Here is a 16585-nt window from a genome sequence, read left to right as displayed (position 1 = left end):
TTGAAGAGCTAAAAAACTACGCTAAGGCTCCATATACAACACCCAAATAAGAAAAAAGACTAGCCAAATCCCTTGGGGCACAAGGGGTTAGCTGGTCTTTGTCTATTTTTAGGTGATAAAGTCGGGAGTATCTCTAAGTGAGGCTATTTTTGTTTTTCACGGGGTCTTTTTTGTCCTCCTTCGGGCTCTGTGTTAAAATAGAAGGATACAGGAGGGGCTCATGGAGAATACATTTCAGCTTTTAATGAATCAGATAGCTTTGCCGGGGGAGTTTTTGCAGTCTCCTCTGTTTCAAGGGGCGGAGCTGGATTCGGTAATCTTACATGAAAAGAGTCGGATTTGGGACTTCACCTTTGTTTTTGATCAGGTTTTGCCAATTGCGGCTTATCGGGTTCTCAAGCAGCAGTTGACAGAGGAATTTTCCAAAACTGGCAATCAGGCTCGTTTTCGGATTCGGGCGCGTGAAGTGGTTTTGGAGCCGAACTTGGTTGCGGCCTACTATCGGGAGGCTTTTGAAGAGGGACCTTGTTCGAGTCAGGGGTTCAAGTCCTTGTTTCAAGCTCTCGAGGTGGTATTGGAGGGTCAGACGCTCTACCTGAAAGGGGCGGCCAATTTGGATATGGACCATTTCACCAAGAAGTATCTGCCCTGTCTGGAGGAGGCTCTCGAGGACTTTGGTCTGGGCAAGTTGGCTTGTCAGCTACAGGTGGAGGAGTCTTTGTCGGAGGTGGAGCGCACTTTCTTTGAAGAGGAGCGGGCGCAAGCACTTTTGGCGGCTCAGGAGTCCTTGGCGTCGCTGGAGGAGTCCCTTCCCAAGGAAGCTCCGGCGCCTGCACCGGCTTTTGAGTATGGGCAACGGTCCCCATCGACCGAGGTTCTGGATAAGTCCAAGATTACGCCAATGATCGAGGTGCAAGGGGAGGAACGGGGACTGACCTTTGAGGGTTATGTTTTCGCCTTGGAGCACCGGGTTATGCGGACGGGTCGTGTTTTGATTTCCTTTAAGATGACGGATTATACATCCAGTTTTGCCTTGCAAAAATGGGTCAAAAATGAAGAGGAAGCGAAAAAATTTGATATGATTCGCAAAAACTCCTGGCTTAGGGTCCGGGGGAATGTCGAACTCAATCAATACACGCAGTCTCTGACCATGAATGTTCAACAAGTCAAGGAGATTAGCCATCATCCCCGCAAGGATTTGATGCCAGAGGGGGAAAAGCGGGTGGAATTCCACGCGCACACCAATATGTCGACCATGGATGCCCTGCCAGAGGTTGAGGAATTGGTGGCGACAGCGAGTCGCTGGGGTCATGAGGCCTTGGCTATTACGGATCACGGCAATGTCCAGAGTTTTCCACATGGCTATAAGGCGGCCAAGAAGGCCGGTCTGCGCCTGATTTATGGGATGGAGGCCAATCTGGTTGAGGACCGGGTGCCGATTGTCTACAATGAGCAGGAGATAGACCTGTCGGATGCGACCTATGTGGTCTTTGACGTGGAGACCACGGGACTGTCAGCTGTCTATAATGATTTGATTCAGGTGGCGGCTTCGAAAATGCACAAGGGCAATGTGATTGCGGAGTTTGATGAGTTTATCGATCCGGGTCATCCCCTGTCGGCCTTCACAACCAGCCTCACGGGAATTACCAATGACCATGTGCGGGGTTCAAAACCGTTGGAGCAGGTGTTGCGGGAGTTCCAAGACTTCTGTGGCGATGCTGTCTTGGTTGCCCATAATGCCACCTTTGACGTGGGCTTTATGAATGTCAACTATGAGCGGCATGGTTTACCGCTTATTAGCCAGCCTGTGATTGATACGCTGGAATTTGCCCGCAATCTCTATCCGGAATACAAACGTCACGGTTTGGGGCCTCTGACTAAGCGCTTTCAGGTTGTCTTGGAGCACCACCACATGGCCAATTACGATGCGGAAGCAACCGGTCGGCTCCTGTTTATCTTTATCAAGGATGTAGCAGAAAAATTTGGGGTGACCAATCTGAACCAGCTGAACCAGCAGGTTATCAATCCATCTTCTTATCAGAAGGCCCGGGTCAAACATGCGACCTTGTATGTCCAAAACCAGGTTGGTTTAAAAAATCTTTTTCAACTGGTTTCCCTGTCCAACACCCAGTATTTCTCAGGTGTGCCCCGGATTCCCAAGTCGGTTTTGGAAGATTATCGCGAAGGCCTGCTGATGGGGTCGGCCTGTCAGGAGGGGGAGGTCTTTGAGACCTTGCTTAGTAAGGGGCTGGACAAGGCGGTAGAAGTAGCGGCCCAGTATGACTTTATTGAAGTTATGCCGCCCGCCCTTTATGCACCGCTGCTGGCCCAGGAGCAGGTGCAGAGTGAAGAAGAGATTCAAAACCTGATTAAGCAGTTGATTGAGGTCGGTCGCCGGGCTGGGAAGCCGGTGTTGGCGACGGGGAATGTCCATTATCTTGAGCCAGAGGATGCCATTTACCGAGAGATTATTGTCCGGAGTTTGGGGCAAGGAGCCATGATTAACCGGCCGATTGGCTATGGGGAGAAGGCGGAGCCGGCTCCCCTACCCCAGGCTCATTTCCGGACGACCAATGAGATGTTGGATGAGTTTGCCTTTCTAGGTCAGGATCTGGCTTATGAGATTGTGGTGACCAATACTCAGAACTTCAGTCGACAATTTGATGCGGTGGAAGTTGTTAAGGATGATCTTTATACGCCTTATATTGAAGGGGCAGAGGAAGAGGTAGCCCGCCTAACCTATGAGAAGGCCTTCGAAATGTACGGGAATCCGCTCCCGGACCTGGTCGATTTACGGATTGAGAAGGAACTGACCTCGATCTTGGGAAATGGCTTTGCCGTGATCTACTTGAGCTCGCAAATGTTGGTGCAACGGTCCAATGAGCGGGGCTACTTGGTTGGTTCTCGGGGATCTGTCGGCTCTTCTTTTGTAGCCACGATGATTGGGATTACCGAGGTTAATCCTCTATCGCCCCACTATTACTGTCCAGGCTGTCAGTACAGTGAATTTATCACGGACGGTTCGGTTGGTTCTGGTTTTGACCTGCCCAACAAGGACTGTCCTAACTGTGGCCAGCTCCTGAAAAAGGATGGACAAGATATCCCCTTTGAGACCTTCTTGGGCTTTGACGGGGATAAGGTTCCCGATATCGACTTGAACTTCTCAGGGGATGACCAGCCAAGTGCCCACTTGGATGTCCGAGATATCTTTGGAGCGGAATATGCCTTTCGGGCTGGAACCGTTGGTACCGTGGCAGATAAGACCGCTTTTGGTTTTGTCAAAGGTTATGAACGAGACTACCAAAAAATGTATTCGGAAGCCGAAATTGAGCGCTTGGCGATGGGAGCTTCAGGGGTCAAGCGAACAACGGGTCAGCACCCAGGGGGGATTGTCGTGATTCCCAACTATATGGATGTCTATGATTTCACGCCTGTCCAGTATCCGGCAGATGATGTGACGGCGGAATGGCAGACGACCCACTTCAACTTCCACGATATTGATGAAAACGTCTTGAAGCTGGATATCTTGGGACATGATGATCCGACCATGATTCGGAAGTTGCAGGATTTATCGGGCATTGATCCGCAGGAAATCCCAGCTGATGATCCGGGAGTGATGGCCCTCTTCTCGGGAACCGAGATTCTCGGTGTGACAGAGGAGCAGATTGGGACGGCGACGGGGATGTTGGGAATTCCGGAATTTGGAACCAACTTTGTTCGGGGGATGGTGGATGAGACCCATCCGACAACCTTTGCGGAGTTGCTGCAGCTATCAGGCTTGTCCCATGGAACGGATGTTTGGTTGGGCAATGCTCAAGACTTGATTCGCCAGGGCATTGCTGACCTATCCACGGTTATCGGTTGTCGGGACGACATCATGGTTTACCTCATGCATAAGGGGCTGGATCCCAAGATGGCCTTTACCATTATGGAGCGTGTGCGGAAGGGACTGTGGTTGAAAATTTCCGAGGAGGAACGCAATGGTTACATTGAGGCTATGAAGGAAAACAATGTGCCGGAGTGGTATATCGAGTCCTGTGGAAAAATCAAATACATGTTCCCCAAAGCCCACGCGGCTGCCTATGTTATGATGGCCCTCCGGGTGGCCTACTTCAAGGTCCACCATCCCATCTATTATTACTGTGCCTACTTCTCCATTCGGGCCAAGGCCTTTGAACTCAAAACCATGTCTGGTGGCTTAGAGGCTGTTAAGGCACGGATGGAAGATATTCGTGAAAAACGTAAAAACAACCAGGCTACCAATGTGGAAAACGATCTCTATACAACTCTCGAGCTGGTTAATGAGATGTTGGAACGCGGTTTTGTGTTTGGCAAGTTGGATCTTTACCGCAGCCAGGCGACCGAGTTCCTCATTGATGGGGACCAGTTGATCCCACCGTTTGTGGCCTTGGAAGGTCTGGGCGAGAACGTTGCTAAGCAGCTGGTGGCGGCGCGTGAAGAAGGGGAGTTCCTCAGTAAGACAGAGCTCCGCAAACGGGGCGGTCTCTCTTCAACCCTTGTTGATAAGATGAATGAAATGGGCATCTTGGGCAATATGCCGGAAGATAACCAACTCAGTCTCTTTGACGAATTGTTTTAGAATTGAAAATTAGAAAAGGAGAAATACATGGAAAATTTCGAAAATCTTTTGAAAAAATATGCTCATCTCTTAATCAAGCGCGGTTTAAATGTGCAAAAAGGGCAAATTCTGTTGATTAATGCGGAAGTGGAGCAGGTTGCCTTCACTCGCTTGCTAGTCGCAGAAGCTTATGCCCAAGGTGCCGGTCATGTAATGGTGCAATGGACTGATCAAGCCATCGAAAAAGAAGAATTGCTCCATGCGGAGGAGAAGTTTTTAACAGAGATTCCGGATTATGTGATCACCCGCATGAACTATCAAATTGAAAATCGGGTTAGTCGCTTAGCTCTTCGCTCCATTGATCCAGACGGTCTGGCTGGTGTTCCGGGAGATCGGATGGCCATGGTTGTGAAAGCTGCTAGTCAGGCCCTAGCTCCACTACGTGAGGCTACTCAATCCAATAAGGTTTCCTGGTTGGTGGCTGCGGCTGCTGGTCAAGCCTGGGCTGAGAAGGTCTTCCCAGATCTAGCTCCGGAAGCAGCTTTAGAAGCGCTTTGGGATCAAATCTTCAAGACTTGTCGGGTTTATGAGGCAGACCCAATCCAAGCTTGGATTGATCATGAGGAACGCTTGGAATCCAAGGCAGCTATTTTAAATGCGGAACAATTCACAGCCCTTCACTACCAAGCACCTGGAACAGACTTGGTTCTAGGACTACCAGAAAACCATCATTGGGAAAGTGCGGGCAGTCGGAATGAAGCAGGTGATTATTTCTTGGCCAACATGCCGACAGAAGAAGTTTTCTCGGCACCAGACTATCGCCGGGCAGATGGCTATGTAACCAGCACCAAACCGCTTAGCTACAATGGAACCATCATTGAAGGAATCAAGGTCCATTTCCAAGACGGTCAGATTACCCAGGTTGAAGCTAGCCGGGGTCAAGAAACCTTGGAAAAACTGGTCTTTGAGAACCGTGGAGCAAGATCCTTGGGAGAAGTGGCCTTGGTCCCTCACCAAAGTCCGATTTCACAATCAGGGATTATCTTCTACAACACGCTCTTTGATGAGAATGCTTCTAACCACTTAGCGATCGGCTCTGCCTATGCCTTTAGTGTGGAGGGTGGAACTGAAATGACCGTCGAGGAACGCCAGGAAGCTGGTCTCAACCAATCGGATGTCCATGTAGATTTTATGATTGGTTCCGGTGAGATGGACATTGATGGTATTCGTCCAGATGGTAGTCGGGTGCCAATCTTCCGTCAGGGAGAATGGGCTATCTAGGAGGTTCCGATGCTTGTATCGATGATAACTGGCTTTTTAACTGGACTGATTGCGACAGCCTTGACCGACCGTGAAGATCGGATGGGCTGTATGGGCAATATCCTGGTCGGTTGGGTTGGGTCTTGGCTAGGCCAGCTCCTGTTTGGGAGCTGGGGTCCTCGTTTGTGGGGGCTGCCCTTTATCCCCGCCATCTTGGGAGCCTGCATCGTCTTGGTGCTCTTTGTGAGACGCAACGATTTCCGATAAATTCGATTTTGAAATGACCGTTTACCTGTTTTTGGGGTAACGGTTATTTTTTGTTTTTAATGAAAGAAGAGAATCAGCCGAACTCTGTTTGGTTTGGGCTCAAGAATAGGGTATAATAGTAGTAAAAGATTCAGATGGGATATAGATATGAGGATTGCAGATTATAGCGTAACACGTGCTGTATTGGAACGCCATGGCTTTACTTTTAAGAAGTCGTTTGGCCAGAATTTTTTAACGGATACCAATATTTTGCAGAAAATCGTAGATAGCGCGGAATTGAGTCGCGAAGTCAATGTGATTGAGATTGGTCCAGGAATTGGGGCTCTGACGGAATTTTTGGCCGAGCAGGCTGCAGAAGTCATGGCTTTTGAGATTGATGAACGTCTGATTCCGATTTTGGGGGAAACCTTGAGCGCTTTTGACAATGTCCAAGTGGTTCAAGCCGACATTCTCAAGGTCAATTTGGCCGAGCAAATCAGCCGCTTCCGCAACCCCGACCTGCCGATTAAGGTAGTAGCTAACCTGCCGTATTACATCACAACGCCAATTCTGATGCATCTTCTAGAAAGTGGTATTCCCTTTGCGGAATTTATTGTCATGATGCAAAAAGAAGTGGCGGATCGCATCTCGGCGCAGCCCGGGACCAAGGACTACGGCTCCCTATCGGTCGCCGTCCAGTACTATATGGAAGCCAAGGTGGCCTTTATCGTACCACGGACCGTGTTTGTACCTGCGCCGAACGTGGATAGTGCGATTTTAAAAATGACACGCCTCCCTCAACCGGCCGTGGAAGTCGCTGACGAGGACTTTTACTTTAAACTGGTCAAGGCCAGTTTCCACCATCGCCGTAAGACCCTCTGGAATAATTTGCAAGCCTATTTTGGCAAGGATCCAGAAACCAAGGACTGGCTAACACGCTCCTTGGAAGTGGCAGGCATTGCACCAAGCGTTAGAGGAGAAACACTGGGCTTGGCAGAATTTGCCAGCCTAGCGCGAGCCCTTGAGGCAGAGAAAGGATAAGAAAGAATTTGCAAGGACGCATTATTAAAGCCTTGGCTGGCTTCTACTATGTGGAAGCAGACGGGCAGGCCTACCAGACCCGGGCCCGGGGAAATTTCCGGAAAAAAGGCCAGACTCCCTATGTCGGAGACTGGGTCGAGTTTTCCGCAGACCAGCAATCAGAGGGTTATATTTTAGCCATTTCGGAGCGGAAGAATGAGCTTGTTCGGCCTCCGATTGTCAATATTGATCAGGCGGTGGTCCTGGTTTCTGTCCGGGAACCGGATTTGAATCTCAATCTCTTGGATCGCTTTTTAGTCCTGTTGGAACACAAGGGGATTAAGCCTATTATCTATTTGACCAAAACCGATTTGTTGGAAGATTTGGGAGAATTACTGGCAATCCAGGAAGTCTATACCAGTATTAGCTATCCCATGGTTTACCAGTTGGAGGAACTGGAGCCTCTCTTGCAGGACCAGTTGACCGTCTTTATGGGCCAGACGGGGGTTGGCAAGTCAACCTTGCTCAACCGTTTGGCTCCAGACTTGGAGCTGGAGACTGGAGAAATTTCCTCGAGTCTTGGCCGGGGACGTCACACGACGCGGGCCGTAACCCTTTACGATGTCTTCGGTGGTAAAATTGCGGATACCCCAGGCTTTTCTTCGCTTGATTATGAAATCAATCAGGCCGAAGATCTCAATAATGCTTTTCCGGAAATTCGCAGGTTCAGCCATGACTGCAAATTCCGGACCTGTACCCATCGCCACGAACCGGCTTGTGCTGTCCAGCCAGCCGTGGAGGAAGGCGCGATTGCGGCCTTCCGTTATGAAAACTATTTGCAGCTCCTCAGTGAAGTGGAGCAACGCCGGGTGACCTACAAAAAGGGAGGAAAAAAATGAGAAAATTCTATATTGCCCCATCGATTCTTAGTGCAGACTACGCGAATTTTGAAACCGATATGAAACGGATCGAGGCGAGTGGAGCCGAATACGTGCATATTGATATTATGGATGGGCACTTTGTTCCCAACATTAGTTTTGGAGCTGGTGTTGTTGCTAGCTTGCGCCGCCATAGCCAATTGGTGTTTGATTGCCATCTCATGGTCAGCAATCCGGAGGATCATTTGGAAGAGTTTGCGCGTGCCGGCGCTGATATTATCAGCATTCATGTGGAAGCGACACCGCATATTCATGGAGCCTTGCAGCGTATCCGCCAAATGGGGATGAAGGCCAGTGTTGTGATTAATCCTGGAACCCCGGTTGCTGCTATTGAACATGTGTTGGGCTTGGTAGATCAGGTCTTGGTGATGACGGTGAATCCTGGTTTTGGGGGCCAAGCCTTCCTACCAGAAACCCTGGATAAGATTCGTCAATTGGCGGACCTACGTCAGGCCAAGGGCTTGGACTTCGACATCGAAGTGGATGGTGGGATTGACGATCAGACCATTGAACTGGTAGCTCAAGCAGGAGCTAATGTTTTTGTAGCGGGTAGCTACTTGTTTAATGGTGGTCTTGAAGAGGGGATGGACAAGCTCCGTCAAGTGTTAACTGTGAATGACTAAGATTATGATTGTTGCAGGAGGGCCCTTGGGGCTCTCCTTACCACTTGAAGATCAAGTGACGATTGGGGTGGATCGCGGTTGTGTGGCCTTGATGGAGGCGGGGCTCCCCTTGGATTGGGCTGTTGGTGATTTTGATTCCGTGACAGCGGAGCAGCGAGAGCAGATTTTTGTAGCTGCCAAGCACTGGGTGGAGTTGCCTGCAGAGAAGAACGATACCGATTTAGAAGTGGCCTTGCGGATTGTGCTGGAGCATTTTCCCCAAGGGGATGTGGTGGTCTATGGGGCCTTGGGTGGACGTTTGGACCATAGCTTAGCCAATTTATTCTGGCCCAGCCAATCAGAATTTATTCCGCTTTTGGAGCGAGTGCGCCTAGTGGATGCGGAAAATCAAGTGGTTTACCGAGGTCCAGGCTGGCAGCAGCTGGAACCAGAGCCGGGTTATGACTATATTTCCTTCATGCCAGAACCAGCAACCTCGCTTGAGATTGAAGGAGCTAAGTATGTACTGAATGCTTCGAATTATTTTTTAAAAAAAATTTATGGATCCAATGAGTTCCTTGACCGTCCGATTGCTGTGAAGGTTGAAAAGGGCTATGTGATCATCATCTATTCACGGGATAGGGAGTAGTTATGGAAATCATTCTGATTCTTTTGGGAGCAGCCAATCTCTTCTTGGCCTACCAGCTTTATCAGTGGCTGCGGGGAGGACGTGAAGAAGAAAAACGGGAGTGGGAGAACCACATGGACCGGATGTCGGACCAACTCGACTTCCGTTTTTCAGAATTGGCCAAGGATGCCCAGCTACGAGAAGGAAAGTTGGAACTCCAGCTGAGTGATCGTCTGGTCAGCCAACAGGCAGCCATCCAAGAAGAGATGCAAGTTTTGCGGGCCGAGGTGCGGAGCAGTTTGTCTCAAAGTCGTGAGCAGACCGAGCAGGGCATACGGCGCTTGCAGGAATCCAACGAAGCCCGGCTCGAAGCCATGCGCCAAACGGTGGAGGAGAAATTAGAAACAACCCTCCAAAGCCGTTTGCGGGCTTCTTTTGAAACCGTGTCCCAGCAATTGGAAAGTGTCAATAAGGGTTTGGGGGAAATGCGAACAGTTGCCCAGGATGTTGGCAATCTTAACAAGATTCTGTCGGGCAGTAAGAGCCGGGGGATTCTCGGAGAAATCCAGTTGGGTCAGATTCTAGAAGATATTTTAGCGCCCCATCAGTATGAGAAGGAGTTCGCCCTGGTGCCTGAATCGCGGAACCGGGTGGAATATGCTATCAAGTTTCCCGGCCAGGCTGGGGAAGCAATCTATCTGCCCATTGATGCCAAGTTTCCGCTGGAGTCCTACTACCGTTTGGAAGCAGCCTTTGAAGAGGGCGATAAGGATGCGGTGGCAGTGGCTCGTAAGGACCTGTTGCGAGCAGTTAGGGGCTTTGCCCGAGATATTCATAACAAGTACCTGGCACCGCCACGGACAACGGATTTTGGAATTTTGTTTTTATCAACCGAAGCCCTCTACGCAGAGCTGGTGCGGGAACCCCAATTCATGGACCAGCTGCGCAAGGAAGAGAAGGTGGTTTTAGCAGGTCCGTCAACGCTGGCAGCCTTGCTTAACTCTCTAGCTGTTGGTTTCAAAACCCTGCATCTCCAGAAGAATGCAGAGGATATTAGTTTGGTCCTGTCAGCCGTCAAAAAGGAATTCCAAAATTTTGGACGGGTCTTGGACAAAACCCAGGAGCAATTGCGGACTGCCAGTGGCAGTTTGGAACAGTTGATTGGTGTACGGACGCGGGCCATTGAGCGGAGCTTACGCCAGATTGAAGTTCAGGAAGAACTGGATTTAAACCAGTTACTGATGTGGACGGAGGAGATAGAGGATGAAGATTAATCACATGAAAAAGGATGAGCTCTTTGAAGGGTTCTACCTGATTAAAAAAGCAGATTTGCGGCAAACCCGAGCGGGGAAAAATTATTTGGCCTTTACCTTCCAAGACAATACGGGAGAAATTGAGGGCAAGCTCTGGGATGCCCAAGAGAAAAATGTCGAAGAGTTTCAAGCTGGGCGCGTGGTTTTTATGCGTGGACGACGGGAGGTTTACAACAACACCCCACAAGTCAACCAGTTGGCCATGCGTTTGGCTCGAGCTGGGGAGCCAACAGACCCGAGTCTTTATAAGGAGGAACCGCCAGTTGACCCGAATCAATTGCGGGAGTATATTTCCGAATCGATTTTCCAAATTGAGAATCCAGTCTGGCAGCGAGTTGTCCGTGCTCTCTTCCAAAAACATGACCAGGCCTTTTATAGCTATCCAGCGGCTAAGACCAACCATCATGCCTTTGAAACCGGTTTGGCCTTTCATACCGCGACCATGGTCCGCCTGGCCCAAGCTATTGCCCAAATTTATCCGCAGTTGAATTTGAGTTTAATGATTGCAGGCATTTTGCTTCATGACTTAGCCAAAGTCATTGAGTTAAGCGGTCCTGACCAGACAGAATATACCATTCGTGGGAATTTAATTGGCCATATTGCCTTGATTGATGAAGAGATTACCAAGGTTTTGGTAGAGTTGGGCATTGACGATGAGAAGGAGGACGTGATTGTTCTGCGCCACGTTGTGTTGAGCCACCACGGCCTCTTGGAATATGGTAGCCCTGTTCGTCCCCAGCTTATGGAAGCGGAGATGATCCACATGATTGACAATATGGATGCGGGTATGATGATGATGACCAGTGCTTTGGAAAAAGTCGGACCCGGAGAAATGACCGCCCGGATTTTCGCCCTTGACAATCGAAATTTCTACAAACCGCAATTGAATAACTAGCTACTTCCAAAAAAGCCGAACGTTTTTTCAATTTGTGTGATATAATTGTAAAAAATAGAAAACAGGTTAGGGAAAATGAAATTAAGAAGAAGTGAGCGGATGGTGGTTATTTCCAATTATCTGATCAACCACCCCTATGAATTAACGGGTCTTAATACATTTGCCTCCAAGTATCAAACGGCTAAGTCTTCTATCTCCGAAGACATCGTAATTATCAAACGGGCCTTTGAGGAGATGGAGGTGGGCCATATCGAGACCATTACTGGTGCCGGTGGCGGAGTCATCTTCAAACCCTCTATCTCTCAAGAAGAAAGTCTACAAATCGGGGAAGAGCTGCGGCAGCAACTCTCTGCAAGCAATCGGATTCTGCCCGGTGGCTATATTTACCTTTCCGACTTGTTGAGCAATCCAATCTTGTTAAAGAGTATTGGCCGGATTATTGCCAAGACCTTCCAGGATGAGCCGATTGATGCGGTTATGACGGTAGCGACCAAGGGAGTTCCCTTGGCCAATGCAGTTGCCAATGTCTTGAATGTTCCTTTTGTGATTGTGCGTCGTGATTTGAAAATTACAGAGGGCTCTACGGTTAGTGTCAATTATGCCTCTGGTTCCAGCTCTCGGATTGAAAAAATGTTCCTATCCAAACGGAGCCTGCCAGCTGGTAGTCGCGTCTTGATTGTGGACGACTTCCTCAAGGGTGGGGGAACCATCCGAGGGATGATCAGCCTGTTGGATGAATTTGATTCCAGTTTGGCTGGAGTTGCCGTTTTTGCGGATAATGCTCAGGAGAAGCGGGAAGCTTTTGATTACCGTTCCCTCTTGCGGGTGACCAAGATTGACGTAGATGCTATGCAGGTCGACGTAGAGCTTGGAAATATTTTTACAGAAAGTATGAATGAGGTTACAGAGTGAAGCAGTTTTTAGATAGGATTGACCAAAGTTCAATTTGGGTGCGAATTTTTATCCTAGCCCTTTTGATGGTGGTCTTGATGATGGGGCTAGTCATGGCCCGCAGTATGCAACGGAGTCAGCAGGCCAAAACAACGATTACAGCACCGTCTCAATCTTCCAGTTCCTCTAGCAGCCAATCGAAAGAAGAGAAGGCTCTTGAGGAAGCCGAAGAAGCGGTTAAAAAAGCCGAAAAAGAGCAGAATGAAGCCAACCTACGAGCTGCAAAAGAAAAGGTTGAAGCGTTAGCAGATGGGGATCAGAAAAATGAACTTCTAGATCGCTTGAAAGCTGTTGCTAACGCCCTTGGTTTGGATTTTGATGCCTTGACGGCTGCTTCTGCATCAAGCTCTCAGGAGAGCGCTGCTGAACCAGCTGCACCTGTTTCATCTGGAGCACCGGTTGCACCAGCGCCGGCCGCACCTGTAACACCGGCCTCTAGTCAGGTAACGACCTACGTGGAACAACCGGTAATACCAGCACCAGAATACATTGAACAACCGACTCAACCGGTTGTGACAGAAACGGTCCCAGTAACTCCTGTGGAACCGTCCGTACCTACGGAATAAGAGAAAAGGAATCAGCGCTTTTGGCAACAGAGGAGCTGATTTTCTTTTGCTTTTTTCCTAAAAATGTTTGACAGAGTCCTGGAGGTTTGGTATTATAGTTGACGGTACTTTTTACTTTTGGTCTCTCAAAAGTGTACAGAGACGTGCTGACAAATGTTGCAAAAGTACACCGCTTCAGGGCTGTCACCAGTGCCTGATATCCAAAAATAAAAAATTACAGGAGAATGTAGATGCCTACAATTAACCAATTGGTTCGCAAACCGCGTAAATCAAAAGTAGAAAAATCTAAATCACCAGCTTTGAACGTTGGTTACAACAGCTTGAAACGTGTTCCAACTCGTGAAAACTCACCACAAAAACGTGGTGTTGCTACTCGTGTTGGTACCATGACACCTAAAAAACCAAACTCAGCCCTTCGTAAATTTGCTCGTGTACGTTTGAGCAACTTGATCGAGGTAACTGCTTACATCCCAGGTATCGGACACAACTTGCAAGAGCACAGTGTGGTTCTTATCCGTGGTGGACGTGTAAAGGACCTTCCAGGGGTACGTTACCATATCGTCCGTGGTGCTTTGGATACAGCCGGTGTTAATGATCGTAAACAAGGTCGTTCTAAATACGGTACTAAACGTCCTAAAGGATAAGAAGGGGGATAAGAGAGAATGAGTCGTAAAAACCAAGCGCCTAAGCGCGAAGTATTAGCAGATCCACTTTACAATTCTAAATTGGTAACACGTTTGATCAACCGTGTTATGATGGACGGTAAACGTGGTACAGCGGCATCAATCGTTTATGGTGCTTTTGATCAAATTAAAGAAGCTACTGGCAACGATGCACTTGAAGTATTTGAGCAAGCATTGGAAAACATCATGCCTGTACTTGAAGTACGTGCACGCCGTGTCGGTGGTTCTAACTACCAAGTCCCAGTTGAAGTACGTCCAGAGCGTCGTACAACTCTAGGTCTTCGTTGGTTGGTACAAATTGCTCGTGCTCGTGGTGAGCACACAATGCAAGACCGTCTTGCAAAAGAAATCATGGATGCAGCTAACAACACTGGTGGAGCTGTTAAGAAACGCGAAGATACTCACCGTATGGCTGAGGCTAACCGTGCCTTCGCACACTTCCGCTGGTAAGAATAGGAGACAGGGCTTTACCAAGTACCTGGTCAAACAGAGATTATTCTTTTTGGTCAGTGCTTAGCCTGCCTATTATTCTTAATCCTTCTTTCTATTTTTGCATCAAATAGGAGAAGAAAATACAGTATACAGGAGAAGCGGGTGGGTCTTACCTATCTGCTTTTCTTGGAATATGGTATAATAATAAAAAAATAAAATATAGGAGAGACAAATGGCTCGCGAATTTTCATTAGAAAAAACTCGTAATATCGGTATCATGGCCCACGTTGATGCTGGTAAAACTACTACTACTGAGCGGATCCTTTACTACACTGGTAAAATCCACAAGATCGGTGAAACCCACGAAGGGGCTTCACAAATGGACTGGATGGAGCAAGAGCAAGAGCGTGGAATCACCATCACTTCTGCTGCGACAACAGCTCAATGGAAAGATACTCGTGTTAACATCATCGATACCCCAGGACACGTGGACTTCACAATCGAGGTACAACGTTCCCTTCGCGTTTTGGATGGTGCGGTAACTGTATTGGACTCTCAATCAGGTGTTGAGCCACAAACAGAAACTGTATGGCGTCAAGCAACTGAATACGGTGTTCCTCGTATCGTATTTGCGAACAAAATGGATAAGATTGGTGCGGACTTCCTTTACTCAGTAAGCACTCTTCATGACCGTTTGCAAGCAAACGCACACCCAATTCAATTGCCAATCGGTGCAGAAGATGACTTCCGTGGAATCATCGACTTGATCAAGATGAAGGCTGAAATCTACACCAACGACCTTGGTACAGATATCCTTGAAGAGGACATCCCAGCTGAATACCTTGAGCAAGCTCAAGAATACCGTGAAAAATTGGTTGAAGCAGTTGCAGAAACTGACGAAGACTTGATGATGAAGTATCTTGAAGGGGAAGAAATCACAAACGAAGAGTTGAAAGCAGCTATCCGTACAGCAACTATCAACGTAGAATTCTACCCAGTTCTTTGTGGTTCTGCCTTCAAGAACAAAGGGGTTCAATTGATGTTGGATGCGGTTCTTGACTACCTTCCAAGCCCACTTGATATCCCTGCTATCAAAGGGATTAACCCAGATACTGAAGAAGAAGAAACTCGTCCTGCATCTGATGAAGAGCCATTTGCAGCTCTTGCCTTCAAGATCATGACAGACCCATTCGTTGGTCGTTTGACTTTCTTCCGTGTTTACTCTGGTGTCTTGAACTCAGGTTCTTACGTTATGAATACCTCAAAAGGTAAACGTGAGCGTATCGGACGTATCCTCCAAATGCACGCGAACAGCCGTCAAGAGATTGAAACAGTTTACTCTGGTGATATCGCTGCTGCCGTTGGTTTGAAAGATACTACAACTGGTGACTCATTGACAGACGAGAAAGCTAAAGTTATTCTTGAGTCTATCAACGTTCCTGAGCCAGTTATCCAATTGATGGTTGAGCCAAAATCAAAAGCTGACCAAGATAAAATGGGTATTGCCCTTCAAAAATTGGCTGAAGAAGATCCAACTTTCCGCGTTGAAACAAACGTTGAAACTGGTGAAACAGTTATCTCTGGTATGGGTGAGTTGCACTTGGATGTCCTTGTTGACCGTATGAAACGTGAATTCAAGGTTGAAGCTAACGTAGGTGCTCCTCAAGTATCTTACCGTGAAACCTTCCGTGCAGCTACTCAAGCACGTGGATTCTTCAAACGTCAATCTGGTGGTAAAGGTCAATTCGGTGATGTATGGATTGAATTTACACCAAACGAAGAAGGAGCAGGATTCGAGTTCGAAAACGCAATCGTCGGTGGTGTGGTTCCACGTGAATTCGTACCAGCCGTAGAAAAAGGTTTGGTTGAGTCAATGGCTAACGGTGTTCTTGCAGGTTACCCACTTGTAGACGTGAAAGCTAAACTTTACGATGGTTCTTACCACGATGTCGACTCATCTGAAACTGCCTTCAAGATCGCAGCATCTCTTGCCCTTAAAGAAGCTGCTAAGACTGCTCAACCAGCAATTCTTGAACCAATGATGCTTGTAACAATCACTGTTCCAGAAGAGAACCTTGGTGATGTTATGGGTCACGTAACAGCTCGTCGTGGACGTGTTGACGGTATGGAAGCACACGGTAACAGCCAAATCGTTCGTGCTTATGTACCACTTGCTGAAATGTTCGGTTATGCAACTGTTCTTCGTTCAGCATCACAAGGACGTGGTACCTTCATGATGGTATTTGACCACTACGAAGATGTACCTAAGTCTGTACAAGAAGCAATCGTTGCAAAAGCAAAAGGTGAATAATCCTTAACGACTGCTTGTAAAAGTAGAAAAAGAGGGTTCTATAATAAGTTGTGTGGAAAGCTTTCTCTCCATGCAACTTTTTTTGTAATTCAGAGTGCAAAAAAAAGCAATTCCTAGTAAACTGATAAGTGGAAAAAACATCAGAATAGGAATTGCTTTAT

At 48.0% G+C, this 16585-nt stretch carries 14 protein-coding genes; all 14 read left to right on the top strand.

The window, feature by feature from the left end:
* Window positions 1-220 precede the first annotated feature (220 nt).
* The 14 genes from HZY94_RS09795 to fusA all read left to right on the top strand — a co-directional run bounded on the left by HZY94_RS09795 (window position 221) and on the right by fusA (window position 16424).
* Window positions 221-4600 carry a PolC-type DNA polymerase III gene (locus HZY94_RS09795; protein WP_179925965.1) on the top strand — a complete coding sequence of 1460 codons (4380 nt, stop codon included), beginning with the start codon at window positions 221-223 and terminating at the stop codon, window positions 4598-4600.
* A 27-nt stretch (window positions 4601-4627) separates the two neighbouring features.
* Window positions 4628-5860 (top strand): aminopeptidase, encoded by a 1233-nt coding sequence (locus HZY94_RS09790; RefSeq protein ID WP_179925964.1) that lies wholly within the window; start codon window positions 4628-4630, stop codon window positions 5858-5860.
* A 9-nt stretch (window positions 5861-5869) separates the two neighbouring features.
* Window positions 5870-6106, top strand: a complete 237-nt coding sequence (locus HZY94_RS09785; RefSeq protein ID WP_179925963.1) for a GlsB/YeaQ/YmgE family stress response membrane protein — start codon at window positions 5870-5872, stop codon at window positions 6104-6106.
* Window positions 6107-6253: 147 nt separating this feature from the next.
* Entirely contained in the window at window positions 6254-7126 is an 873-nt protein-coding gene (gene rsmA / locus HZY94_RS09780; protein WP_179923573.1) for a 16S rRNA (adenine(1518)-N(6)/adenine(1519)-N(6))-dimethyltransferase RsmA, read from the top strand.
* Window positions 7127-7134: 8 nt separating this feature from the next.
* Window positions 7135-8004, top strand: coding sequence for a ribosome small subunit-dependent GTPase A (rsgA, locus tag HZY94_RS09775; RefSeq protein WP_179925962.1), 870 nt, complete (start codon window positions 7135-7137; stop codon window positions 8002-8004).
* Window positions 8001-8666 (top strand): ribulose-phosphate 3-epimerase, encoded by a 666-nt coding sequence (rpe, locus tag HZY94_RS09770; protein ID WP_179925961.1) that lies wholly within the window; start codon window positions 8001-8003, stop codon window positions 8664-8666. Before rsgA ends, rpe begins: the two co-directional genes overlap by 4 nt.
* On the top strand, window positions 8659-9294 hold the full coding sequence (locus tag HZY94_RS09765; protein WP_179925960.1) for a thiamine diphosphokinase: 636 nt from the start codon (window positions 8659-8661) through the stop codon (window positions 9292-9294). Before rpe ends, HZY94_RS09765 begins: the two co-directional genes overlap by 8 nt.
* Before the next feature lie 2 nt (window positions 9295-9296).
* A complete protein-coding gene (locus HZY94_RS09760) occupies window positions 9297-10547 on the top strand; it encodes a DNA recombination protein RmuC (RefSeq protein ID WP_179925959.1) in 1251 nt (416 codons plus the stop codon).
* Window positions 10537-11481 (top strand): 3'-5' exoribonuclease YhaM family protein, encoded by a 945-nt coding sequence (locus HZY94_RS09755; RefSeq protein ID WP_179925958.1) that lies wholly within the window; start codon window positions 10537-10539, stop codon window positions 11479-11481. Before HZY94_RS09760 ends, HZY94_RS09755 begins: the two co-directional genes overlap by 11 nt.
* A 75-nt stretch (window positions 11482-11556) precedes the next feature.
* Complete coding sequence (gene purR, locus HZY94_RS09750; protein WP_160332798.1) at window positions 11557-12393, top strand: pur operon repressor; 837 nt, start codon at window positions 11557-11559, stop codon at window positions 12391-12393.
* Window positions 12390-12998, top strand: a complete 609-nt coding sequence (locus HZY94_RS09745) for a hypothetical protein (protein WP_160332797.1) — start codon at window positions 12390-12392, stop codon at window positions 12996-12998. The genes purR and HZY94_RS09745 overlap by 4 nt, the downstream gene beginning before the upstream one ends.
* 230 nt (window positions 12999-13228) lie before the next feature.
* A complete protein-coding gene (gene rpsL, locus HZY94_RS09740; RefSeq protein ID WP_135038061.1) occupies window positions 13229-13642 on the top strand; it encodes a 30S ribosomal protein S12 in 414 nt (137 codons plus the stop codon).
* Between the two features lie 18 nt (window positions 13643-13660).
* Entirely contained in the window at window positions 13661-14131 is a 471-nt protein-coding gene (gene rpsG / locus HZY94_RS09735) for a 30S ribosomal protein S7 (RefSeq protein ID WP_160332796.1), read from the top strand.
* A 214-nt stretch (window positions 14132-14345) separates the two neighbouring features.
* Window positions 14346-16424, top strand: a complete 2079-nt coding sequence (gene fusA, locus HZY94_RS09730; RefSeq protein ID WP_160332795.1) for an elongation factor G — start codon at window positions 14346-14348, stop codon at window positions 16422-16424.
* The last annotated feature ends 161 nt before the right edge of the window (window positions 16425-16585 follow it).

Source organism: Streptococcus danieliae (assembly GCF_013415245.1).
GTDB lineage: Bacteria > Bacillota > Bacilli > Lactobacillales > Streptococcaceae > Streptococcus > Streptococcus danieliae_A.
Note: the sequence above shows the minus strand (reverse complement) of the source record. Positions and strands in the feature narration are given on the sequence as shown.

Bases quoted from the DNA above. Each gene is read 5' to 3' on its own strand.
- purR (WP_160332798.1), top strand. From the start codon at position 11,557: ATGAAATTAAGAAGAAGTGAGCGGATGGTGGTTATTTCCAATTATCTG.
- rsmA (WP_179923573.1), top strand. From the start codon at position 6,254: ATGAGGATTGCAGATTATAGCGTAACACGTGCTGTATTGGAACGCCAT.
- HZY94_RS09765 (WP_179925960.1), top strand. From the start codon at position 8,659: ATGACTAAGATTATGATTGTTGCAGGAGGGCCCTTGGGGCTCTCCTTA.
- rpsG (WP_160332796.1), top strand. From the start codon at position 13,661: ATGAGTCGTAAAAACCAAGCGCCTAAGCGCGAAGTATTAGCAGATCCA.
- rpe (WP_179925961.1), top strand. From the start codon at position 8,001: ATGAGAAAATTCTATATTGCCCCATCGATTCTTAGTGCAGACTACGCG.
- HZY94_RS09760 (WP_179925959.1), top strand. From the start codon at position 9,297: ATGGAAATCATTCTGATTCTTTTGGGAGCAGCCAATCTCTTCTTGGCC.
- HZY94_RS09755 (WP_179925958.1), top strand. From the start codon at position 10,537: ATGAAGATTAATCACATGAAAAAGGATGAGCTCTTTGAAGGGTTCTAC.
- HZY94_RS09795 (WP_179925965.1), top strand. From the start codon at position 221: ATGGAGAATACATTTCAGCTTTTAATGAATCAGATAGCTTTGCCGGGG.
- fusA (WP_160332795.1), top strand. From the start codon at position 14,346: ATGGCTCGCGAATTTTCATTAGAAAAAACTCGTAATATCGGTATCATG.
- HZY94_RS09790 (WP_179925964.1), top strand. From the start codon at position 4,628: ATGGAAAATTTCGAAAATCTTTTGAAAAAATATGCTCATCTCTTAATC.
- HZY94_RS09785 (WP_179925963.1), top strand. From the start codon at position 5,870: ATGCTTGTATCGATGATAACTGGCTTTTTAACTGGACTGATTGCGACA.
- rpsL (WP_135038061.1), top strand. From the start codon at position 13,229: ATGCCTACAATTAACCAATTGGTTCGCAAACCGCGTAAATCAAAAGTA.